The sequence below is a fragment of the Nocardia pseudovaccinii NBRC 100343 genome, from assembly GCF_001613225.1.
Classification (GTDB): Bacteria; Actinomycetota; Actinomycetes; order Mycobacteriales; family Mycobacteriaceae; genus Nocardia; species Nocardia pseudovaccinii.
In genome coordinates this window covers 88750-109769 of sequence record NZ_BDBY01000034.1, presented here as the reverse complement: position 1 = coordinate 109769, position 21020 = coordinate 88750, and the positions used below count along the sequence as shown (strand labels likewise).

Below are 21020 nucleotides of genomic sequence, written 5' to 3'. Positions count from 1 at the left end.
TTACGTGCACTTCAACGGTAGTGTCCACGTTGCGTCCGTTGCTATTCGCAGACTTGCGTATAGCAGTCCGGCCTTTCGGCTGATATACGAGATCCGTTGGTGCACAATGCAGGAGTGACCGATCGGCTGGGTGGGGACGCCAAGAAGATCCACGATCTAGCGCTGGAGATCATCACCGAGAAGCAGCCGGTGCGGGTCTGGCCGCTCTTGATGCAGAGGTTGACCGCTGACCTACCGTGTGACCTGGCTGTTCTGGTCGACCTGAACTGGGACGCAGGCACCGGTCACGCGCTCACCGGTTCCCCTGACTGGTTGTACGAGGCCCCGCTGGACGCACTCATCCACGCGCACATGCGATCTCATCCCTTGCTGCGGCACTATGCACACACTCGGGACATGACACCACTGAGCATGGACGAGGTCGCCGACGACCGCTGGTGGAAAGGGGAGGGATATCGAGCGGGTAAGGACGCGATCGGCATCGACCGCCAGCTCGCTCTGCCGCTGTCCGCGGGGCCGGGCAGAATCCGCAGTGTCATCATGAGCCGCAGCGGCCTCGGATTCAGCGATCGCGACCTCGAATACGCCGCGCTCGCCAGATCATTGCTCGACACCGTCGAAGCCCACGAGGCAGCGGTCATCACCGGCACGGGACCGGGAGACCCCGCCGAACACAAGATCACTCCACGTGAGCTCGCGGTCCTGACTCTGCTATGTGATGGGCTGACCGCTCGCGCCATCGGCACCAGACTCGCGATCACCCCAGCGACCGTGTCCAAGCACACCGAGAACATCTACCGCAAACTCGGTGTGCGCGACCGCATCTCGGCACTGCGCAAAGCGCACAGTCTCGGCCTCGTCCGCCCGGGTTAGCCCGCGGCCCGCACCCCGGCGATGCTGAGATCGTCGACGTTGGCACAGGCGTCGGAGGAAGCCTGCACTGCGTCTATGGCTTTGGATGGCGTGGAAGTCGTTGTCCCGGTCGGCTTTGTGACGAGCCGCACGGAAACATCGGCGGCCGTGCGCTTCCGGGCGATCAGGAGTCCAAGCGGTCCTGGTAGACCGTGGCGAGATTGCGCAGCGCAGTGGCCCCGTCTCCGACGAAGCTGGAACCGTGCATGATCGCCAGCGTGGTGGGTGCCAGCTCCGCGAGCCGATTCAGAGTGGCGGGCACGGCGGGCCCCAACGAGGTGGCGTGGAACACGTCCTCCGCGACGGCCGCCTGCTCGACCAGGTCGGAATCGGTCAGTGCCGGGCCACTTCCCAGCTGGGTCATCAGGTCACCGCAGAACAGCACGCCGGTGGTCTCCTCGTACAGCACGCGCGCCTCCCAGTTGTGCGGTGCGTGCGGAGTATCCAGATGCCGTACTCGACGGCCGCCGAGATCGATGACCTCACCGTCGGCCAACCGACGCGGCGGCCGATCCGCCATATCGTCGATCGAGACGAGGCAGCCGAGCTCACCGTGCGCCACCTGCGCATGCGGTGCGGCAGCGAGGAAGAGGTTCATCGCTCCGCATTCGTCGGCTTCGACATGACCGAAGGTGATCCAGCGCAACCGTTCCACCGGCATGATCCGCGCGATTTCCGCGGACACCAGCGGAAACAACGCGCGCATACCGGCGTGGAACAACAACGGTTCCTCGGCATCGACGAGGAACTGATTGAAGGTGAAGCCCGTCGGCCCTACCTCGGGAATGAAGGTAGAGATGCGGTAGATATCTTCGGCGATCTCGTCGGTACGGGTTTCCATGAAACCTCCCTACTTGTGCCGTCCCCGCCATTTTGCTCGCCGACGCGCTCCCGCACACCGAATTCGCAGGCTCCTGCCGATCTTGTCGGATCGATGTGGCAATGCATCGGGTATCAGACAACGACGTCATAGGTCAGGTGGGTCGCGGTCGAGGTCGGGGTCACGCTGCGTTGCGCCAGCATGCGCGGCACGCAGCCGGTGAGCAGCAGTCTAAAGCGGGCGGTGCGGATGTGGCATTCATCGCCGTGGGCTTCTGGGGCGGCGACCTCGCGTTTCGGCATGCGGCGAGGAATTCCTCGTGGCTCCAGGTCTCGGTCCGGGCGCGTATCAGTGGGCGTGTCAGGTTGGCGTCAGGTCGGCATCAGCCGGGCTGGCGACAGTGTTCACGTGAACAGCACAGCAATTGCAGCTTCCGGGTTGGGGAAGGCGTACGGGGTCAAGACGATCCTCGATGGCATCGATCTGACTATCAATGCTGGCCACTATCCGATGCTGCGTACGGAATGGCTCGACCGACTCGCCCGCGTGACGCGGTATCTGGGCGGTGATCACGCCTTCGCCCAGCTGATCCGCTTCGCCCTGGTCGGCGGGTCCAGCAACGTTGCCTACATCCTGCTGTTCATGGCCATGAACGGGATCGGCCCGCTGGTCGCCAATATCGCCGGCTCGATCGTCAGCACGGTGATCGCGAACGAACTGCACCGGCAGCTCACCTTCCACGCGGCCGGGCGGGTCGGCTGGTTCACCGCACAGTGGGAAGGGGGCGGGCTGGTGCTGATCGGCCTGTTGATCAGCACCGCGGCGCTCGCCGGTCTCGAATTCTGGGCACCCGGCCTCGGTGAGATCGCACAGATCTGCGCGGTGATCGCCATCCTGGCGGCGGTCGGCGTTATGCGCTTTCTGGCTCTGCGCGGCTTCGTCTTCGAGCACGGGCCATCCGACCTGTCGCAGGCGGCGCGTTGATCAGCACGTTTCGGGCACTGCGGCGGAAGGATTGACCCTTACCCTGGGTCAGGGTTGGAGTCTTGTCGCATGACGAATGACATCACTTCCGCGACTCGGCTCGCTCCGCCGATCGGCGGGTTCGAGGAAATCGACGGCCGCCGTGTTTTCGTGCATCGGTCGGGCAGTGGCGGACCGGCCGTCGTGTTCCTGCCTGGCGCGAGCGCGGTCGGCTTGGACTACTTCGGTGTCCAGCAACAGGTTTCGCAATTCACCACCGCTGTGGTCTACGACCGTGGCGGCACGGGCTACAGCGATTCCCTGGCCCTGCCGCGCACTGCCGCCGCGGTGGCCACGGAACTGCGCGAGCTGCTGCGCGCCCAGAACGTCACCGCTCCCTACGTTCTCGCGGCACACTCCCTCGGCGGCTGCTACGCGCATCGGTTCGCGCAGTTGTACCCGCAGGACGTGGCGGGACTGGTCTGCTTGGACGTCCTGCACCGCGACTGGGACGAATTCATGCCTCCCACAGCGAGTCTGGCCGCCATCGAGCAGATGGGACCTGATCCGGAGCAGCTCCGAAAGATGCGCCCGGCCCTGCGCGAGATACACGCCGAGTTGCTCGCGGACTACCCCGAGCACATACGGCAACCACTGATCGATGCCAAGGTGAGCGACGAATGGATGCGGGTCGGCATCGCCGAGCGTGCCACCTTGACCGACCTCGCCAGCGAACTGCGAGCGGGGCCGAATATCCCGGACGTCCCGGTTGTCGCACTAACCGTCGTGGGCAGCGACCCTACCCAGCAGACGCTGACCTCGCCGGAGATGAACGACGCCAAGACGCGAATGGACGCGGCCCTGGTGAGCGGGGTCTCGCACGGGGAACAACGCATCCTCTCCGACACCCTCCACCACCGGCTCTGCTTCGACCGCCCCGACGCCGTGGTCCAGGCGATCCGCGACGTCGTAGACCGGGTGGCGCCCCACTAGACTCGGCGCAACCATGACGACAGGGGAACGGTGCTGACCATCGGCCGGTTAGCGGCGACTGCGGGCGTGACCGTGCGCGCCGTTCGCCACTACCACCACGTCGGCCTGTTGCCCGAGCCCGAGCGCGACGCCTCCGGCTACCGCCGCTACAGCGCGCAAGCCGCGGTGGACCTCATCCGGATCAGGACCCTCGCCGACGCCGGTGTTCCGCTGGCCCGTATCGATGCGCTGCTCCATGCAAAGCCGACCGAGTTCGCCGCGGCCATCGCCGACATCGACGTTGAATTGCAGCGCAAGATCGACCAGCTCACCGAATACCGCGGCCGCATCGCCGATTTGGCAAGCGGTGAAAGCCTTGTTCTGCCCCCCGACGTGGTCGCCATCCTGAACCGGATGCGTAGTCTCGGCGTCAGCGAACAGAGGGTGCGACTCGAGCGCGACTCGTGGATCCTGCTGCAGGCGCTGGACCCGCAGGCCATGCCGCAGCGGATACGGGACAAGACCGCGGGCCTCGACGACCCCGAGACCACGCGCCTGTATCTCGCCTGCGATCGAGCAGTCGACTGGGATCCGCACGATCCACGCCTGGACCGGCTCATCGACGACCTGGACGCATGGGAGATCGAACACGAACGAGACAACGGCCGACCAGAGAGCCTGCAACTGATCTCTTCCCGGATCTCCGAGGCGTCACCGGCATGGCAACGCATCATCGATGCACTCGCTCACCGCGCCGAGCGGCGCCGAACCGCCCGGCGCCACAGCTGAAGTCGGCATTTGTGGTCGAAGCTATGGTGACGGAGGCAGTCCGGCCGCGTTGCGCATGGCCGCGCGGCCACGTTGGGCGGCGGATTCGTCGTCGAGCAGTTGGATTTCCTGATTGACCGCCATGGAGATGCCGATGAGTACGGTGGCGATCTCGTCGGGGCGGCGATGCGAAGCGGTCGTTTCGTCTTGTGCCGCAGCGATTTCGGCGGTGAGAAAGGTGCGCCAGTCGGCAACGACCTCACGCAGCCGATCCCGCAATATTCCGGGCCGCCCATCGAGTTCGGTCGACGCCGCGGTGACGAAACACCCTCCGGGAAAAGGGCATTCGGCCAGGTAAGCGATCCAGGCATCGATCAGCCGTTCCAGGCGGGCCGCGCCGGGAGGCATCGCCGTCAAAGGGGTGAGTACCGCTGTCCGAAAGATTTGGCCGGCCTGTTCGAGTGCGGCGTTCTGCAGGTTTTCGCGAGATCCGAAGGGGCCGATGACACCTGCCTTGCTCATGGCGAGCCGGTCGGCGAGTGACCCGATCGTGAGACCTTCCAAACCGATACACGACGCCTCCTCGACCGCGGTCCGCACGATTCGATCCCGGGTGCGGGCCGCTTCGGCGAATGAGCTGCGTGGCGACATCAATCCATCATAGCGTCCGATCGTTCGCTATGCTTATAGCGAACGATCGAATGCTAATGAGAGTGTGCTGATGAGTGATCTGCTACGACTCGACGCGACGGCCCTGGCGCTGATCGCACACGATGTGGCCACTGTTTCCGATGCGGACCTGGACGCGCCGACACCGTGTGCGGGCTGGACCGTCGCGGACCTTGTGAGTCACATGAACGAACGCCACGAGGCTGTGATCGCGGCCATCTTCGCGCCGATCGACGACCACGCCGACAATCCCCGCGACGATTTCGCGCGCACAGCCGCACGGTGGGTGGTCGCGATGGAACAGAGCGGCGATGTCGTGAACCTGCCGCAGCGCGGCCCGATGGCAACGGACACAGTGCTGTCGGTCCATTTCGTCGACATGCTCGTGCACCGCTGGGACCTGTCCCGTGCGCTGTGCCGCCCCTGCCCGGTCCCCGACCGTCTCACCGCGCTCGCATTGCCGATTGCTCAGTCGATCACCGCGCCGGGCAGTTCGCTCAACGGCCCGGATGGCGTCTATCGGCCCCCGGTGGAGCCGGACCGACCGCTGCCCGTACTGGACGTCATCGCAGCCCTTCTCGGCCGCGATCCCCACTGGGAGCCCCATCGGAACGCCGCCGACGGCCGGAAATAGCGCGCTCCACCGAAGCGGTTCGAAGATCGGAGATTTCAGGGTCAGCCGATGATGACGGCCTCGACGAGGCCAACGGCGAAACGGTGTTCCTCGATCTCACGACCGCGGCAGCCACACTCGGCGGTTGACACCCGCACCGGGGGCGCCGGTCGGCGGCGCGCGGTGGTGGTCGTTGCGAGATAGGGTGTAGCTGCGCGGTTTCCGGCTGCGGGGAACGTTGTTCAGTAAAGGGAGTCCGAGCGGATGGATCGCCGGAACAAGGTGATCAGCCGACGCGGTGTGTTGTTGGCGGGCGGAGCCTCGATCGCGCTCACCGCAATGGCACAGCCGACGCAGGCGGGGATCACGCGGAAGATGTCAGCCGGCCCCGAGGCGCCCGGGAAGCGGGCTGAGCTCGCGGAACAGGCGATCGTGCAACGGCACGTGCGCACGCTCTGGGGGCAGTCGGGAATGCGGTTGGGTGCGCTCGTCTGGCCGTCGTCCTTGCTGGACCAGTCGTTCGTGCGATGGTGTTACTGGTGGCAAGCCCACCTCCTCGACTGTGCGGTGGACGCCGCGTACCGCACCCGTACTCCCGAACGCATCGACCGGGTCGTCGCCCTGGCACGCGGTATTCTGACCCGCAATCTCACCGGCTGGACCAACCGGTACTACGACGATATGTCGTGGCTGGTGCTGGCGCTCGAACGTGCCGACCGGCTGCTCGGTGTCCGGTTCGGCGCCGCCATCGGGGACTTGCGGGCCGCCTTGATCGAAGGCTGGAACCCGATCGTCGGTGCGGTGCCGTGGCGGTCCGGCGACGATTTCTACAACACCCCTGCGATCGGTCCGACCGGTATCGCTATGGCGCGTTTGGGCGAATTGCCCCGCGCCCGGCAACTTGCCGATTTCCTGTACACGCGATTGCGCGATACCGACAGCGGCCTGATCCTCGACGGTGTCCATGAGCCCGGCGCACGAGTGGACCGGACTGTCCACACCTACAGCCAGGGCGTGACCATCGGGCTGGAAACCGAGTTGGCAGTGCGTACCGGCGAATCGAGCCATCGCAGCCGCGTGGCAGCACTCGTTGCCGCAACCGCGGACCGGCTCACGGACGCCGGGGTGATCGCCGCGGCCTCCGGGAACGACTCGGGGCTGTTCATGGGTATCCTCGCCAGATATCTCGCCGAAGCCGCACTGGCCTTGGGTGACACCACCGCCGCGAATATCGTGCACGCTTCCGCGCGTGCGGCCTGGGAAAATCGCGCCGAGGTGGACGGGCTACCCCTGTTCGGTCCGGACTGGGCCCGCGCGGTCGCGGTGCCGGAGGCTCCGGGAACCCTTCCCCCGCTCACGCATTCGTCCGCCGCTTCGTCGGCGAACCTGAGCCGCGATCTCTCGGTACAGCTGAGCGGGTGGATGCTGCTCGAAGCGGATTACCAGCTCACCGCCGCGGGACGCTGACGCACACCCCGGCGCATTCGCCTCAGGGGCGGTGAGCGCGGAGACCGTCGACGAGGTTCGACAGCAACCGCGGTGTCGAACACGATGTGTCACAACAGAATCCAAGAACCAACCGGTTCGCATTCCCGCTCGGTCAGGGTGTCGACTTCGGTGTGGTCATTGCGCATTGTCGAGCAGTACCTGGATGCGCCTAGGCCGTGTCTCCCGAATCGCGTGTTTGGTCGTGCTGGCCGCCGACGAGGTGTCGGGTTCCTCAGGAGGTTGGCACCCGTGTCGCGGTGTCTGCCGATCGACGGATGGCGTCGAGCAGACGGTGCATGTGGACCCCGTCATCGAAGGTCGGGACCGTCGTGGTGCCGGTTCGGATGTTCTGTGCCAGCGCCGCATACAGTCTCGCGACGTTGCCGACTTCGGTGTCGAGCGTCATGTCCGCCAGCGGATCCTCGCCCTGCAGCGGCTGCCAGGAGCCCTCGCTGCGGGAACCCAGCAGGCGCAGTTCACTCAACGAAATGCCGCCCGCCCCGTTGGCGCCGGAAACGATCGCCAGATCCCCTGCGGTGCCTGAGATCTCTATCCGGGTGTGACCGTTGGTCACCTTGGAGTCATGGATGTGAGCCGACACCACAACTCCGTCCGCCGTGACGGCGTCGAGCAGCAGATGGTTCGGAGTGGTGACACTAATTGCCGTGTCGGTTTCCTCGATCACGGCATGCGGGTAGCGGATGGTGAGCCGGGCCGACAGGTCGGTGAAACCGCCGATCAGGTACTCGACCGCGTCGAACGTGTGCCCGCCGACAATCTCCACGATGCCCGCACCATTGCGCTGGTCGAGGGTGTAGGCCGCCCAAGCCGGTACCCGCGTGCCCGCACCCAGGTGACGTGCGGAGTACACGGTCGCCGAAACAACGTCCCCCACATAACCTTCCGCGAGCAACTGGCGGGCGCGGGCGATCGCCGGCGAGTATCGGGTCTGCAGGCCGACCACGTGGCGGATGCCCGCGTCTGAGGCGAGCTCGGCCAACGATTCGGCCTCGGCGGTGTTCAGTGCGAGCGGCCACTCGCAGTAGACGTGTTTGCCCGCCGCCAGCGCCAGGCGGATCAGCTCCGCATGCGCGGGCACCTTCACCGTGATCGCCACCAGGTCGACCTCGAGATCCTGCGCAAGCTGGCGCGGATCGGTAAATGCGTGCGTCGCGCCGAACATCCGCAACGCCCGCTCCGCGCTCTCCGTACGGCTCGTGCCCACGGCGGTGATCCGGAAGTCCTCGAGCGCCTGCAGCGCGGGAACATGTGCGCGCACGGCCCAGCCGCGGTCGGGACTGGCGCCGACGATACCTACCCGAATGGGGTCCATGATCACTCCTTACATAAGCGGACCTTTCAAGTCCGTTTATAGCTAACCGGACTCCCCAAGTCCAGTTGTTACGCTGGTGGATGTGATCAGTGCCGTGGACCGACTACTCGCCGATGAGGCTGGCCAGGCACCCCGTGCCGATGCCCGGCGCAACCTCGAGCGCCTGGTCGCGGCGGCGCGGTCGGCACTGGCCGAGGTCGGGGTCGAGGTCACCGCTCAGGAGATCGCTCAGCGCGCCGGAGTCGGCAAGGGCACCTTCTATCGGCGGATTCCCTCGCGGGAGACGCTGCTGCAGGTCGTCCTGGAGGAGGTGCTGGGCGACATGATCTCCAGCGTCGATCGCGCGATCGCCGACCCCGATCCATGGCACGGGTTCACCGACTTCGCCTCGGTGTATGTGCGACTGCGCACCGAGAGCTGCGGCGCCAACGAGGCGCTGGGCGGTGCCGGTTTCCCGGGCTTGGATCAGTTGCTGGCTGAAATACGCGCACGGATCAGGCGTTTGGTCGAAGCGGCGCAGAGCGCGGGCGAGATGCGACGCGATATCGCCTGGCAGGATGTTGCTTTCCTGCTCGCGGGAGTCTCGACCGACTCGCATACCATCGGACTTCAGGCCGACAGCGGTCAGTGGAGCCGCAACCTGCGGATCGTCCTCGACGGACTCAGGGACCGCAACCGCTCCTAGCGTTTCTCCCGAATATTCGGTCTTGACTGGCGAAGATTGGCCGGTGACGCGGATGGATGTGATTTCTGATGAGTTCTGGTCGGCTGTCGAACCGGTGATGCCCTCGGATAAGGGCAAGCGGGGCAACAGGTTCGGTGATCATCGGTTGATGCTGGAGGGTATCGCCTGGAGATTCCGCACGGGCAGTCCGTGGCGGGATCTGCCTGCCGATTTCGGGCCGTGGCAGACGGTGTGGAAGCGACATCATCGGTGGTCTCTGGATGGCACCTACGACGAGATGTTCACCCGGGCGGCGGCGGTGTTCGGGTTCCACACCGAGATGGCCTGCGATATCGAGAAGCTGCTGTCGGTCGACTCGACGAGCGCGCGGGCGCATCAGCATGCCGCAGGTGCTCGCTCGGACACGCTCGCCACAGGGGGCTCGGTCGAATTACAAGAAAGCCGCCGATGAGCCCGCCGACCACGCGTTGGGCCGCTCGCGTGGCGGGCTGACCACGAAGATCCATGCCCTGACCGATCAGCGCCAAGCCCCGGTCGCGGTCCGGTTGACCGCGGGCCAGGCCGGGGACAATCCCCAGCTGGTGCCATTGCTCGAGGACTACGCCCAGACCCGCCGTGCCGCGGGCAAGCCCGGCCGCGACTTCCGGCTGCTCGGCGACAAGGCGTACTCGCATCCCAGCACACGAACCGAATTGCGTTCCAGAAGAATCAAACACACCATCCCCGAACGCAAAGACCAGATCGCCCGGCGCAAGGCGAAGTGGTCGGCGGGAGGCCGGCCACCTGCATTCGACCCCGAACTTTACGGTCTGCGCAACACCGTGGAACGGGGCTTCAATCGGCTCAAACAGTGGCGCGGCATCGCGACCCGCTACGACAAGTACGCGCTGACCTACCTCGGTGGCGTCCTATTGGCTTGCGCCGTCATCCACGCCCGGGTCGGGACCAGCAATTTGGGAGACGCAGCCTAGCCGCAGACAGAACTCACTGCCCGGCTTGTCCGGTGTTCGTAACTCCAGTTGTTTTCTGCCGGAGAGACATTCACGCCGGTCGTGTCATCAGCTCAGCGAGTTGTTTCGCCTGCGAGGTTCTCAGTCTCACTTCGACCCGTTCCCGCTGCCGCGGATCGGTGGTCGCCGGGTCGTAGGCGAAGCAGACTCGATCGGGTCGATCGAGTCTGAATTCGATTGCCGCCCATAGCGGATGCGTCATCGGCACATCGATGTGTTTGAACCGGCCCGCCCACACCAGTACCCGTCCGACGACAGTGACCGCGATCGCGCCCGAGACTTCCCGTCGCTCCCATTCCACGAGACGACCCGATGGCCGGAGACTGCGACGGATGACCGAACCGCTCAGGCTCTCCTCGAAGAACACGATGCCGCCGGAGGCGTCCAGCGACGCTCGCAGGTCCGCTGGTAACCGCCCCGACCCGAACAGCAGCCGCCGCAGGGCATTCACTCGTCCAGCTTAACCGCGCGTCCCCTTCGACGGTGGCCGTGGTCGCGAATTACGCTGCGCGCGATCGTTACCGGCAGCTTGTTCAGCGACGTGGTCGAGTGGCTGCCTTGCGTGGTTGGTGGACTACCCGCTCACCTGGGACCGGCGCTCCCAGCGGCGTCGGAAGCGGAAGTAGTTGCCGAACTGGCGAAATCGTTAATGTCGGCCGATCGGTTCACCGCCGCGGTCGTTGGTGGCGGTTCTCTCGGAGCCCTGTCGAACAGCGGCTCTGTCTTCTGCGGCAGGCATGCTGTTCAGCAACGTGCGCACCATGGTGGGTACCTGGACGTCGAGTTCGGTGGGTATCGGCCGGTCGGCTGTGAGATATCGCCGCACCGCGGCGTAGGGCAGGTCGACGATGGTGAGAACGATTGTTGCCGTGGACAATCCGGTTTCGGCGCGCAACGAGTGGACGAGTCCGCGGACGGCGGCATCCCACCGGGCTGTTTCGGCGGCGCGCTCCTCACACGCGGTGGCGGGCCAGCTCTGGGGAGCGAATTGGTGGACACCTGCGAGCAGAACCTGCGCGTCGAGCGGGTTGCTCCGGCACCATCGCACGATGTGGCCTGTGATCGCGGCGGCGGCCTCGACCGGATCGTCCTCTTCGAACAGGACGTAGGCGTCCCGGTGCAGGTGCCCGACGGCCCTGTTCCACAGGGCAGCCAGCAGTGATGGCCGATCGGCGAAGCGATGGTAGACCGATCCGCTCGGTGCACCGGATTCCCGGATCACCCCGGACATCGTGACACCGGCGGGACCTTGTGTGGACAGCAGCCGCGCAGCAGCGTCGAGGATCGCCGCGGTGTCGTGTACGAATCTCACCACGCTGTAGAGAATACTCTCCAGACGTAGTTGTAGAGTGAAGTCTCTACAACGATGAGAGGCCCGACCATGACCATCACCGCCGAAGACGTCTACCGACTCGCTCCGTTCGTCCGCACTCTCGGAGTGGAGTTCACCGAACTCACACCCTCTGCGGTCACCGCCCGCCTGACCCACACCGTCGAGCTGTCGACAACAGGGGGTGGCCTGCACGGCGGTGCTCTGATGGGGTTGGCCGATGCGGCTGCCGCGGTCTGCGCGGTTCTCAATTCCGCTCCGGGGGCGCTGCCCGCGACGACCGATTCGACGACGCATTTCCTGCGTCCGGTCCGCGGAGCGGCGCATGCGGTCGCCGCGCCGGTGCGCGTCAGCCGCAATGCGGTGGTGGTGGGTGTGCAAATCGCGGACGAGTCCGGCGAGCTGTGCGTCCACGTGATCCAAACTGTGCAGACACGCGTTCCGCACGCGGCCGCCTGAAACCGAAGGATCAGCGACCCGGAGCAGGGCGGCTTCAATCTGCGCGCGAGAACACCGCGACTAGAAAATCGGAATCGTCGGTAAATGGACGCAGGTCCCACGTCGATAGCCGCAGATCCACCGTGAGTCCGGCGTCCTCGGCATCTGCCAGGAACTGCGGGAACTCGTAACCACGATCGGCGCCGAACCCCACAACCACCCGACCGGCTGGAGCGAGATGGCGGGCGAACCCGGCCAGCACCGCCGCGCGGGTGGACGGCGCCAGAAATGTCATCACGTTGCCCGCACAGACGATGACATCGAAGTCGCCGCCGATCCCGCGGGCTGGCAAGTCCAGTTCAGCGAGATCACCGACTATCCAGGTGGGACCGGGATAGTCCTGCTCCGCCGCCGCGATCAACACCGGGTCGACGTCGACGCCGACCACGACGTGCCCGGCGCGGTGCAGGTAGGCGCCCACACGCCCCGGACCGCACCCAGCGTCCAGGACTCGGCTACCGCGGTCGAGCATCGCGTCGACCAGCCGCGCCTCCCCGACGATATCGGTGCCCTCGGCTGCCATTGCGCGGAACCGTTCCACGTACCACGTCGAATGCGCAGGGTCAGCGGCAGTGAGCTCTTCCCACTGGCTGGGGGTACGTCCGCTCATGGTCTGTTCCTCTACTCTCCGGGCCGCCTCTGGTTCACTGTGCCACCGCCGTGCCGGTAGTGAGCGCGCGGCCTGATGGCGCCCGCCGGTGCAGTCCGCCCACCGACACGACACCATGCGTCCGGATCCGCATCCCGGATCCTCGGTCTGCGGTGGACATCCGATATCACACCACGGTCCGATTCCGGGTCATACCAAGGGATTACATGGGATGAGATTCCGGCCGTTAGCTTCGGTGTATCGAAATCGTCACCCCGCTCCGGACGCACCGAGCAGCGGCCGCTGGATCAGATCTCCGATCGACATCGACCGGTCGGCATCGAAGACGGGCGGAGGTGGCATCTCCGACTCGGCTCTGAGGAAGATCTATGACGACACCGGCGTTTGCTGCACAGTCATGTCCACAGTCATCGCGGCGCGGCGGCGGTGATTTCGCCCGTCTGCTGCGCCGGATCACCGAAGCGGGACTGATGAACCGGCGTCCCGTCTACTACGCCGTCCGGCTCGGCCTCGTCGGGATTGCGTTCGCGGTCGGCTGGGTGGCGTTCGTCCTCGTGGGCGACTCGTGGTGGACGCTCGTGGTCGCGGCGCTCATGGCCGTGACGTGCGCGCAGGTCGCACTCGTCATGCACGATGTCGCGCACCGCCAAGTCTTCCGGTTGCGGCGGCCGACAGAAGTCGTGGGCCGACTGGTCGGCAACGCTGGCATAGGCCTTGCCTATGGCTGGTGGCAGGACAAGCACACCCGGCATCACGCCAATCCGAACCACGAGGAACTCGACCCCGATGTCGCCCCCGACATCCTGGTCTGGTCACAACGGCAGGCGCGGGCCAGCCATGGTCTGCCTCGTCTCATCGGGAAGGCGCAGGCCTTCCTGTTCTTCCCCCTACTGATGCTGGAGGGCCTGAACCTCCATGTGGCCGGAGCACGTGCGCTCAGAAATCGATCGATCAAATACCGCGGATTGGAGGGCGCGCTGCTCTTCGGCCACTTCGCCGCCTATCTGGCCGCATTGTTCGCGGTCCTGCCCGCCGACAAAGCCTTCGCGTTCCTCGCTGTCCACCAGGCGCTGTTCGGCCTGTACATGGGCTGCATCTTCGCCCCGAACCACAAGGGCATGCCAACCCTGACCGGCGACGACCGCCCCGACTACTTGCGCAGGCAGGTGCTGACCTCCCGCAACGTGCGAGGTGGCGCGCTGACCGACCTCGCCCTCGGCGGCCTCAACTATCAGATCGAGCACCACTTGTTCCCGAGCATGCCGACGCCGAACCTGCGTCACGCCCAGGTGATCGTCCGCGACTACTGCGCCGAAATCGGCGTGCCATACCACGAGACCGGGCTGATCTCCTCCTACCGCGAGGCGCTGCGGCACATGCACCACGTCGGCGCGCCCCTGCGCGCCACCGACCGACATCCAGTCGCCAGATGAATGTTTCCCGGCCGGGCCACGGCGACAAAGCGGGCCGGGCCCGAGTGGATCGCACACAACAGCCCGAGCAGGCGGCAGCAAACCGGGGCGGTGCGCAAGTACGAAAAGGACAAGGGAGTCCAGGTCGTTCGGAAGCACTCGTGTTGCGGCATTACGCTGCTTGTCGTGCCGGTCAGGCATCGACTGCGGTTCTCCGGCCTCGTGGCAGGTGGAAGGCGGCCAGACACCATCGGACACCGGTACCCAGCGGCCTCGCGAGCGTGAGGCAGGCCGCGATTCCCGCGGCGAACAACCACGTTGTCGCACATGCGTCTGCCAACGCGACAATGGCCGCGAGTGTCTGTAGCGCGGCACACTGCTGCGTGGACAGCGGCGGGTGAGCGAGCCGTCGGACGGTCTGCTCCCGGTCGCCAAATCTTGTTGTTTCACTGGGCATTACGTCACATCCTTCGAACACGCCGCGCCCGCGCACAGCCGTAATGTCAGGTATAGCCGCGACATCGGCAGAAGAGACGGAGACCGGATCAGGACGCTGCTGCTTCGGATGCGATCGAGCCCGGACGGAAAAATCCGGATCGACACTGACAACGACGGATAATGAACCGGTATCTTCCATCAGGGGGTTCACCGATGCCGTCTGCTCGCCGTCCGCTCGATCCGGACCGGCCTACCGAAAGCTTCGCCCTGTCGCTGAGGGAATTACACCGCGCCGCAGGCGGTCCGAAATATCGAGTGCTCGCGGCTGCGATCAACGCGAGTAACGCCACCGTCTCCGCGATACTCAACGGCCACCGGCTCCCTTCCTGGGAGCAGACACAGGCATTCGTCGAAGCTTGCGGCGGCGATAGCTCGGAGTGGAAGCAGCGTTGGATGCGAGCCGACCGATCACGCGGCGTCGACAGTGCCAGCTTCAGCGGTCACGCGGCGCACGCAGGTGCGACGTTGACGCCGGTATCTGACAGCGAGTTCTACACTGCGATGCTCGCCGAAGTACACCGGGCACGCTACCGAATCATGACGAGCTACATCAGACTACGGCCAGCTGCCTACTTCCTCAGTTTCACCGATGAGAAGACCAGCCGCGCGGCTGCCGCGTACTTCAACGCGATCGTCGCGTGGTCGGAGGCACCTGGCCGACGCTCGGTCCGCCGGGTCATCGCCACACCCAACGAAGAGATGATGGTGTGGGCCCAACAATTGGCGAAGGCAGCAGCTGAGCATCCGAACTACCGCATCCGAGTAATCGACTGGCCGCTGGCGGCCGACGCGGTCAACTTCGCCATCTTCGACGACGCCGTCGCCTTTCTTGCCTTCACCACGGGAACCACTCAGCAGCTGAGTGGATTCCGTATCGACGAACCGGCATTCGTTCGAGGCGCGATCGGGCATTTCGAACAACTTTGGCTGGCCGGACGCGAACTCGAATGACGCCGCTCCGCGATCACCGCTGCTAACCTCGGCAACGGGCGCCGGTATCGACTCGGCGGGGAGGGGATTCCGCAATGTCTCGGTCGCATCACCAAAAACTGGCCCGGACCTACCATTTCGCCTTCGAGGTGAATGTCGATAAGACCACCGACATAGGCCGCAATCGCCTTATCGCCACCACCAGCACCACCTCCCCGGATGGCAACGCCCCCATGCTTATCCCGCTCGTCCCCGTAGACAATGTGTGGCGGCTGGACGATGGCTGGGTGTGTATGCAGATCGTCGCCGATGGACAGCAATCACTGGCCTGCCCCTAGCTTGGCTGTCGCTCATCGGGGCGTTCAGCTTGCCGATTGCGTGATCGCTCGCGCCTGTCGACCGAAGTGATTCATGCCGGGTATTTCCGCTCAGGCAGTGGGCAGTTCGCGGATCAGCACGTCGAATGTGGGTGCGTCGGGCCAGCTCGGTTTGGTGATCCCGACGCGGGTCCAGCCCCAGTTTCGATATGCCCGGTAGGCGCGCTCGTTTTCCGGCTCGACCAAGAGTGTCGAGCGTCGCTCGGGTCGGCTGTTCAGCAGCTTGTCGTGCAGGTTTCGGGCCAAGCCTTGGCCGGTGTTGTTCGCGCATACCATGATTTCCGATAGCGCGAAGGTACGGGTGCCGTCTTCGACGGTGAAGGCGTCGCGGTCGACGGTCGTGCTGTCAGGTTGAAAGTTCTTCCACCAGGCGGCATTTGGGCTGAGTGTCCATCCCCAGGTTTGTCCGGCTGGTCGACCGTCGAAGTATGCGATGACCATCGCGAATACGTCGGCGCGCGTTGGGGCGGTGTAGGTGTCGAAGCGATGCATGAACTGGTCGGGCGAGTCGAATGGGTCGCCGGACGCGATCGCGTCCACGTAGGACCGGCGGTAGATGTCGGCCACTGTCGCGCGGAGCTCGCGGGCCTGCGCGGCATCGAGGTGCTGGAATACAACTGCGTCGGGCGGTTTCATGCGTTGATCGCTGTTTGTGTGAGGGTGTCGAAGCGCTGACCGAATTCCGTCCCCATGGACGAACCGGAAGTGGCTCGCCGGACAGGTACGAGGACCCTTACGGTGCGAGGTGACGAAACCGTATTGCCCAGATGCTCTATTACGGGCATCGCTTCGGCGAGTGCGCCTGCGATGTCCCCGGTCGCGGCCCGCGCCGACGCCAACCATGCCCGGGCATTTACCGAATTACGAACGGACGCTTGGTCGTTCACAGCCACCTCCAGCAGATCCACCGCCCTCGTGAGGTCGCCGACGCGTCCATATCCGCGTGCCTCATGGCCGCGGACCTCGGCGTGGCCGACGAACCGCAGCCAGGCCGGGCATTCTTCGATGGGCTCGTGCTCCACTGCCTGGTCTACCTCCCGCCACGCGGTAGCAATCGCACGCCCGAATGCGCTGCGATCCCCGAGCAGGCCCACAGCCTGTGCCTGCCGGATCGCGATCAGGGCGTGGATCCGCCCAGATGGTCTGCCCCGCATGAGATCTCGCGCTCGATCGACCAGCTTCAGCGCATGGTGCGGGCTTACCTGTCCCATCTGGGTGAGTGCGATCGACTGGTTCGCCGCATATAAGCACGTGTGCGCGGTCAGATCGGCGTTATCTGCCTGACTCGCCAGCGCCATGGCATCGGAGAAGCAGCGCCGCGCTAGCGGATGCATGTCCGCATCGAATGCCAGCCACGCGGTCATTACCGCTAGTTCGCCGGTCGCACTGGCGAATGCGTCGCCTGTGGCCGCATCGAACGCGCATGTTTCCAGCTGGTTCTTGGCGCGGGCAAGTCCTTCTACGGCGTAGCTCACAAGGGGTGCCCCACCAACTCGCTGATCCTCACTCACCAGTTGGTCGACGCGGTCGAGCAGTCTCCGCGCATCGGACATGCCGAGTCGGTCTCCATGGAGATCCCACGAGTTCAGAACCACAGCGGCACCAGTTGCCGCAGCCAACTTCTCGAACTCCCGCCGTTTCACGTCACCATCGACTTCCCACGCGTAGATACCGAGCGAGCCGCCAGACCGATCGGTCGAGGCGTCGGCCCCATACACGCCAGGATGCACCGAAACTGTCGAACGCGCTTCGGTGACGGCCGCCCAAAACCGTTCGGCCTGGTTGTCGTTCAGCCGTGCGAGTTCGGTGTCGAGGTCCAGTGCGGACTTGCCGCGGACTGGACGGGTGTCGAGCGCACGCTCCCATTTCCGCACGGTCACCGGCTGGTAGCCGAGCTGCTCCGCGAACGCTTCCTGGGTGAGTCGTAGAGCGGCAATGCGAAGAGCCTTGACTTCGATACCGGTCCAATTGGTAACGATCATGGCCACCCCCAGTCCGCGTCGACAACGCTCGGTATCAGAAGCGTATTACTTGCGTGCGGTTTCGTGGCTGGGATCGAAGTGGCTGGTCGGCGACGCTTTATGGGCATCCGAGGTCTCGGGTGCGTCGACTGCAGTCAAGGGGAGGGATCATGACGAATTCGGAACTGCCGCAGCGGTATCCGATTGCGGGGCCGCCAGTCGCGTACAGCGGTGCTACGGCCGATGTGGTCGAGCGGTTCGCGGATGCCATTCGCGAGTGGGCCGGACACTCTGGGCGAACTGAGCGCCGGGGTATCGAGTCGACGGCACCTGCGAATCGTGGGGCGGTGTGATGCGACGAGATCGGCTGCGTACCGCGCAAACTCGGGACGGTCGCAAGGTTGCCGTGTGGCAGCTTGTCGGATGCTCCGCGCGGGTGTTGCGCGTGCAGCTCACTTCGGAGTCGTTCGCCGCGTACTGCTTGCCGTCGCGCGCCCCGCTGACGGATGCGCAACCCGGAACGGTCATATTCGATCCGTATCCCGATTTGGCCGCCGCTCGGGAGTTGCTGCCCAAGCACAGTGATCTGTGGGACGCGCTTCGAGACGACTATTGGGCGGCGCTCATGAATTCGAAGATCCTGCCGGACTCATCGGAGGCATAGGGCAGATGTCCGAGATCCCTCGGGGCGAGATCGCTCCATCTGTGCGCGCATTGCTCGCCGCCTTTCACGAAGAAACCCATTTCAAACTCGACCTCGCCCCCGTTGACAGCGCTCCGATCTACGAGCGCACGGCCGATGGCTGGCTGTGTCGAGTCGGCGAAGACGGCTGGCTCCTGGATGCCGACTTGGACAAGAGCGACGCGGCAAGGGGTGAGTCGGTCGGCCTCCACGACACAGGTACCTGACTGAGCGTTTCAGCTATAGGCGGTGCCGCCGGGATACTTTTGCGAAAGGCTGGTCTCCCTCAGCCCTGTCACCTCTTCGCAGGCTTCCCGGGCAGCGGCTGCGGTGATCGGCTCATCGGCGTCGAGTTTGCCGGACGGCAAATGCCAGCGACCAGCGAAAGCGTCATTGCCTCGACGTTGGGTCAGCAGCAGCCGGTCACCATCGGTGAGCAGCACGTGCACGTCGATCAGGTGGCGGTCCGCCATGGCAGGCAACTCCTGTCGGTCTTCGCGCGGAAACGTCTCATGCGGCGCTCACACATTCTGGCCTCGGCCGTCTTTGATCCAGAACATCCCGCGGCCCGACTCCGCGGGGGCGCGCACCTCGCGTGGTGCGATCCGGTCGAGCCGGTATCCGAGTCGGCGGGGGACCGCGGCGCTGCGGATATTGGCTTCGTCGCAGTGGATTTCGACGTGGTCGATGCCAGATAGGGCTAATGCGATTCGAGTCAGCGCGGCGGCGGCGCGGGTGACTATTCCGCGGCCGGTATGCGCGACATGGCACCAGTAGCCGATTTCCAGTGTGCGCGGACCGACGCGGTCGTGGATTCCGATCGCACCGAGTAGAGTCCCGTCGACGTCGAAGATGCCGTAGTTGCAGCTTCCGTCGGGGCTCGGCCAACTCGCCGCCATCGCGTCGCCGAAGGCACGGTGCTGCTCGAGTGTCATGGGTTCGGCAAGCCAGTCCATCCATGGATGGAGGTGGTCGAAGGAGGCGGTGACCGCGTCGAATCGCGGCATCAGATCCTCGGGCTGCCAACGGCGCAGCAGCAGATCGCCCAGGTTGATCTGCTGAGGCGGTGCGATTCCGGACGCAAGCGCGGCGGGGTGCTCGGTGTCCATCCTGGGATGTTGGCAGCTGATCCGACGTGGAGCAACGCAATAACGGGCTGGTCGAGATGCTCGGTATGGCCGGGAGTTACGCGCGTCGCGACTTGACAGGCGAACCGCAACGCGCGGCGTTCAACGGCCAGCCGCGCCTAGTGCTTCGGCGAAAAACCCAGATGCTTGACGTAGCGATGGGCAGGAACCGACACGGGGCCATCCGGTCCAGGTGCTCGGTGGCTGAACAGGCCCTCATCGACCCATCCGTGCCGGGCGTAGAAGGCGCGGGCACGGGTGTTGCCTGCAACCACGGCCAACCAGGCGCGGGAATGACCGCCAGCATGAATGCGCTGCTCGGCGGCACCGAGCAGGGACGCGGCGACTCCGGTGCCGCGGTGGTGCCGGGATAGATAGACCTGGTCGACTTCGTCATCGAGGGTCATGACGAAACCGGCTACCTGGTCGGCGACGATCGCGATAACCGTGTCGGAGATGCGCTCCTCGGCGCGCGTGCCGAACGATTCCTGAGGGCGGACGGCGACGAGTTCGTCGGGGACATTGCCGAGGTGGGCGTCGCGCCAGCCTTCGTACCAGATGGTCGCGATGGATTCGGCGTCCTCGGGGCGGGCGGGGCGCAGGTGCGGGGAATCGGTCATCAACGCAATGTAGCCCGGTGGGGTTGACATGAACCCTGGTTGAGGTTGAAGGCTGGAGATATGAATCGACCGCCTGAATTCTGGAATGCCGTCTATGACAACGGGTCCGCTCCATGGGTGATCGGGGAGCCGCAGCCCGCGGTGCTCGACCTGATCGAGCAGGGGTGGATTCGGGGTGCGGTGCTCGATGTGGGGTGTGGTGCCGGTGAGCACACCATTCGGCTGACCGAGCTCGGCTATGACGTGCTCGGGGTGGATCTCGCGCCGAGTGCGATCGCATATGCCAGGGCCAATGCGCGCGAGCATGGTGTAGCCGCGCGGTTCGAGGTGGCGGATGCGCTGAATCTGGGGGACGAGCCGCGCTACGACACCATTCTCGACAGTGCGCTGTTTCATGTCTTCGCCCACGACAACGGCGATCCGACCGATTATCTGCGCAGCCTGCACCGGGTCCTGAAGCCCGGCGGTTACCTCCACATCCTCGCGCTGTCGGATACTGAACCCGGATTCGGTCCGCGCATCAGCCGCTCCGCGATCTCCGACCCGTTCGGCGCGGGCTGGGATTTGGAAGAACTGAAGCCCGCCCGGTATCGCGGACGTGTCAGCGAGGCCGTCGTCGAGGCACAAGAACTCGGCCTCACCCCGGGCAGCGTTGTCGATGAGGCTGCCTGGATTGCCCGTGTGCGCCGTTCCTAGCGCTGTACAAACACCCTGCCTGATGGACTGTGCATCGGGTCGTGGC

Annotated in this window: 26 protein-coding genes and 1 pseudogene; 15 read left to right on the top strand and 12 right to left on the bottom strand. The window is 65.2% G+C overall.

Annotated elements, in window-relative coordinates; all coding sequences use genetic code 11:
• Positions 1-114 precede the first annotated feature (114 nt).
• Entirely contained in the window at positions 115-873 is a 759-nt protein-coding gene (locus tag NP3_RS04515) for a helix-turn-helix transcriptional regulator (RefSeq protein WP_157124086.1), read from the top strand.
• A gap of 163 nt (positions 874-1036) precedes the next feature.
• Here NP3_RS04515 and NP3_RS04510 read toward each other — a convergent pair whose 3' ends face one another.
• Both NP3_RS04510 and NP3_RS49765 read right to left on the bottom strand, forming a co-directional pair.
• On the bottom strand, positions 1037-1753 hold the full coding sequence (locus NP3_RS04510; protein WP_063038016.1) for an oxygen-binding di-iron domain-containing protein: 717 nt from the start codon (positions 1751-1753) through the stop codon (positions 1037-1039).
• A gap of 113 nt (positions 1754-1866) precedes the next feature.
• The gene (locus NP3_RS49765; protein ID WP_218024804.1) at positions 1867-2034 is read right to left on the bottom strand and encodes a hypothetical protein; all 168 of its coding nucleotides are present in this window, start codon (positions 2032-2034) and stop codon (positions 1867-1869) included.
• 208 nt (positions 2035-2242) lie between these two features.
• Between NP3_RS49765 and NP3_RS04505 the strand changes: the two genes are divergently transcribed.
• From NP3_RS04505 to NP3_RS04495, 3 genes are all read left to right on the top strand, one after another.
• On the top strand, positions 2243-2716 hold the full coding sequence (locus NP3_RS04505; RefSeq protein WP_084508168.1) for a GtrA family protein: 474 nt from the start codon (positions 2243-2245) through the stop codon (positions 2714-2716).
• A 69-nt stretch (positions 2717-2785) separates the two neighbouring features.
• Positions 2786-3688 carry an alpha/beta fold hydrolase gene (locus NP3_RS04500; protein WP_063038014.1) on the top strand — a complete coding sequence of 301 codons (903 nt, stop codon included), beginning with the start codon at positions 2786-2788 and terminating at the stop codon, positions 3686-3688.
• 30 nt (positions 3689-3718) lie between these two features.
• On the top strand, positions 3719-4456 hold the full coding sequence (locus NP3_RS04495) for a MerR family transcriptional regulator (protein WP_063038012.1): 738 nt from the start codon (positions 3719-3721) through the stop codon (positions 4454-4456).
• 21 nt (positions 4457-4477) lie between these two features.
• On the opposite strand, the gene NP3_RS04490 is transcribed toward NP3_RS04495, so the two are convergent.
• Positions 4478-5086: a TetR/AcrR family transcriptional regulator gene (locus tag NP3_RS04490; protein ID WP_063038010.1), complete on the bottom strand. Its 609-nt coding sequence runs from the start codon at positions 5084-5086 to the stop codon at positions 4478-4480.
• A 70-nt stretch (positions 5087-5156) separates the two neighbouring features.
• Here NP3_RS04490 and NP3_RS04485 point away from each other — a divergent pair, with 70 nt between their 5' ends.
• Together NP3_RS04485 and NP3_RS04480 are read left to right on the top strand one after the other, a co-directional pair.
• Entirely contained in the window at positions 5157-5738 is a 582-nt protein-coding gene (locus tag NP3_RS04485; protein WP_063038240.1) for a TIGR03086 family metal-binding protein, read from the top strand.
• Between the two features lie 243 nt (positions 5739-5981).
• Positions 5982-7184, top strand: coding sequence for a glycoside hydrolase family 76 protein (locus NP3_RS04480; protein ID WP_084508133.1), 1203 nt, complete (start codon positions 5982-5984; stop codon positions 7182-7184).
• A 253-nt stretch (positions 7185-7437) separates the two neighbouring features.
• On the opposite strand, the gene NP3_RS04475 is transcribed toward NP3_RS04480, so the two are convergent.
• Positions 7438-8538: a Gfo/Idh/MocA family protein gene (locus NP3_RS04475; protein WP_063824683.1), complete on the bottom strand. Its 1101-nt coding sequence runs from the start codon at positions 8536-8538 to the stop codon at positions 7438-7440.
• Between the two features lie 82 nt (positions 8539-8620).
• On the opposite strand from NP3_RS04475, the gene NP3_RS04470 reads away from it, so the two are divergent.
• Both NP3_RS04470 and NP3_RS51375 read left to right on the top strand, forming a co-directional pair.
• Positions 8621-9223 (top strand): TetR/AcrR family transcriptional regulator, encoded by a 603-nt coding sequence (locus NP3_RS04470; RefSeq protein WP_063824682.1) that lies wholly within the window; start codon positions 8621-8623, stop codon positions 9221-9223.
• A gap of 43 nt (positions 9224-9266) precedes the next feature.
• A pseudogene (locus NP3_RS51375) lies at positions 9267-10194 on the top strand (IS5 family transposase).
• A gap of 70 nt (positions 10195-10264) precedes the next feature.
• On the opposite strand, the gene NP3_RS04455 reads toward NP3_RS51375, so the two are convergent.
• Together NP3_RS04455 and NP3_RS04450 are read right to left on the bottom strand one after the other, a co-directional pair.
• Complete coding sequence (locus tag NP3_RS04455) at positions 10265-10684, bottom strand: hypothetical protein (RefSeq protein ID WP_063038004.1); 420 nt, start codon at positions 10682-10684, stop codon at positions 10265-10267.
• Between the two features lie 195 nt (positions 10685-10879).
• Positions 10880-11548: a TetR/AcrR family transcriptional regulator gene (locus tag NP3_RS04450; protein ID WP_063824665.1), complete on the bottom strand. Its 669-nt coding sequence runs from the start codon at positions 11546-11548 to the stop codon at positions 10880-10882.
• A 66-nt stretch (positions 11549-11614) separates the two neighbouring features.
• Here NP3_RS04450 and NP3_RS04445 point away from each other — a divergent pair, with 66 nt between their 5' ends.
• A complete protein-coding gene (locus tag NP3_RS04445) occupies positions 11615-12022 on the top strand; it encodes a PaaI family thioesterase (protein WP_063038002.1) in 408 nt (135 codons plus the stop codon).
• Between the two features lie 34 nt (positions 12023-12056).
• Here the strand turns inward: NP3_RS04445 and NP3_RS04440 are convergent, their stop codons facing one another.
• The gene (locus NP3_RS04440; protein ID WP_063038000.1) at positions 12057-12671 is read right to left on the bottom strand and encodes a class I SAM-dependent methyltransferase; all 615 of its coding nucleotides are present in this window, start codon (positions 12669-12671) and stop codon (positions 12057-12059) included.
• Positions 12672-13039: 368 nt separating this feature from the next.
• Here NP3_RS04440 and NP3_RS04435 point away from each other — a divergent pair, with 368 nt between their 5' ends.
• From NP3_RS04435 to NP3_RS04425, 3 genes are all read left to right on the top strand, one after another.
• The gene (locus tag NP3_RS04435; RefSeq protein WP_063037998.1) at positions 13040-14104 is read left to right on the top strand and encodes a fatty acid desaturase family protein; all 1065 of its coding nucleotides are present in this window, start codon (positions 13040-13042) and stop codon (positions 14102-14104) included.
• Positions 14105-14734: 630 nt separating this feature from the next.
• Entirely contained in the window at positions 14735-15532 is a 798-nt protein-coding gene (locus tag NP3_RS04430) for a helix-turn-helix domain-containing protein (RefSeq protein WP_157124085.1), read from the top strand.
• A 74-nt stretch (positions 15533-15606) separates the two neighbouring features.
• Positions 15607-15849, top strand: a complete 243-nt coding sequence (locus NP3_RS04425) for an MTB12 C-terminal domain-containing protein (protein ID WP_063037994.1) — start codon at positions 15607-15609, stop codon at positions 15847-15849.
• Positions 15850-15939: 90 nt separating this feature from the next.
• Here NP3_RS04425 and NP3_RS04420 read toward each other — a convergent pair whose 3' ends face one another.
• Both NP3_RS04420 and NP3_RS04415 read right to left on the bottom strand, forming a co-directional pair.
• Positions 15940-16524, bottom strand: a complete 585-nt coding sequence (locus NP3_RS04420; RefSeq protein ID WP_063037992.1) for an N-acetyltransferase — start codon at positions 16522-16524, stop codon at positions 15940-15942.
• Positions 16521-17870 carry a helix-turn-helix domain-containing protein gene (locus NP3_RS04415; protein ID WP_063037990.1) on the bottom strand — a complete coding sequence of 450 codons (1350 nt, stop codon included), beginning with the start codon at positions 17868-17870 and terminating at the stop codon, positions 16521-16523. The genes NP3_RS04420 and NP3_RS04415 overlap by 4 nt, the downstream gene beginning before the upstream one ends.
• A 424-nt stretch (positions 17871-18294) precedes the next feature.
• Here NP3_RS04415 and NP3_RS04405 point away from each other — a divergent pair, with 424 nt between their 5' ends.
• Positions 18295-18513 (top strand): hypothetical protein, encoded by a 219-nt coding sequence (locus NP3_RS04405; RefSeq protein ID WP_157124083.1) that lies wholly within the window; start codon positions 18295-18297, stop codon positions 18511-18513.
• A gap of 5 nt (positions 18514-18518) precedes the next feature.
• Complete coding sequence (locus NP3_RS04400) at positions 18519-18758, top strand: hypothetical protein (RefSeq protein ID WP_063037984.1); 240 nt, start codon at positions 18519-18521, stop codon at positions 18756-18758.
• Positions 18759-18767: 9 nt separating this feature from the next.
• Here the strand turns inward: NP3_RS04400 and NP3_RS04395 are convergent, their stop codons facing one another.
• The 3 genes from NP3_RS04395 to NP3_RS04385 all read right to left on the bottom strand — a co-directional run bounded on the left by NP3_RS04395 (position 18768) and on the right by NP3_RS04385 (position 20278).
• Positions 18768-19004, bottom strand: coding sequence for an NUDIX domain-containing protein (locus NP3_RS04395; RefSeq protein WP_084508128.1), 237 nt, complete (start codon positions 19002-19004; stop codon positions 18768-18770).
• A 48-nt stretch (positions 19005-19052) separates the two neighbouring features.
• On the bottom strand, positions 19053-19640 hold the full coding sequence (locus NP3_RS04390) for a GNAT family N-acetyltransferase (protein ID WP_084508125.1): 588 nt from the start codon (positions 19638-19640) through the stop codon (positions 19053-19055).
• A 137-nt stretch (positions 19641-19777) separates the two neighbouring features.
• The gene (locus NP3_RS04385; protein ID WP_063037982.1) at positions 19778-20278 is read right to left on the bottom strand and encodes a GNAT family N-acetyltransferase; all 501 of its coding nucleotides are present in this window, start codon (positions 20276-20278) and stop codon (positions 19778-19780) included.
• 60 nt (positions 20279-20338) lie between these two features.
• Here NP3_RS04385 and NP3_RS04380 point away from each other — a divergent pair, with 60 nt between their 5' ends.
• Positions 20339-20974: a class I SAM-dependent methyltransferase gene (locus NP3_RS04380; protein WP_063037980.1), complete on the top strand. Its 636-nt coding sequence runs from the start codon at positions 20339-20341 to the stop codon at positions 20972-20974.
• Positions 20975-21020 lie beyond the last annotated feature (46 nt).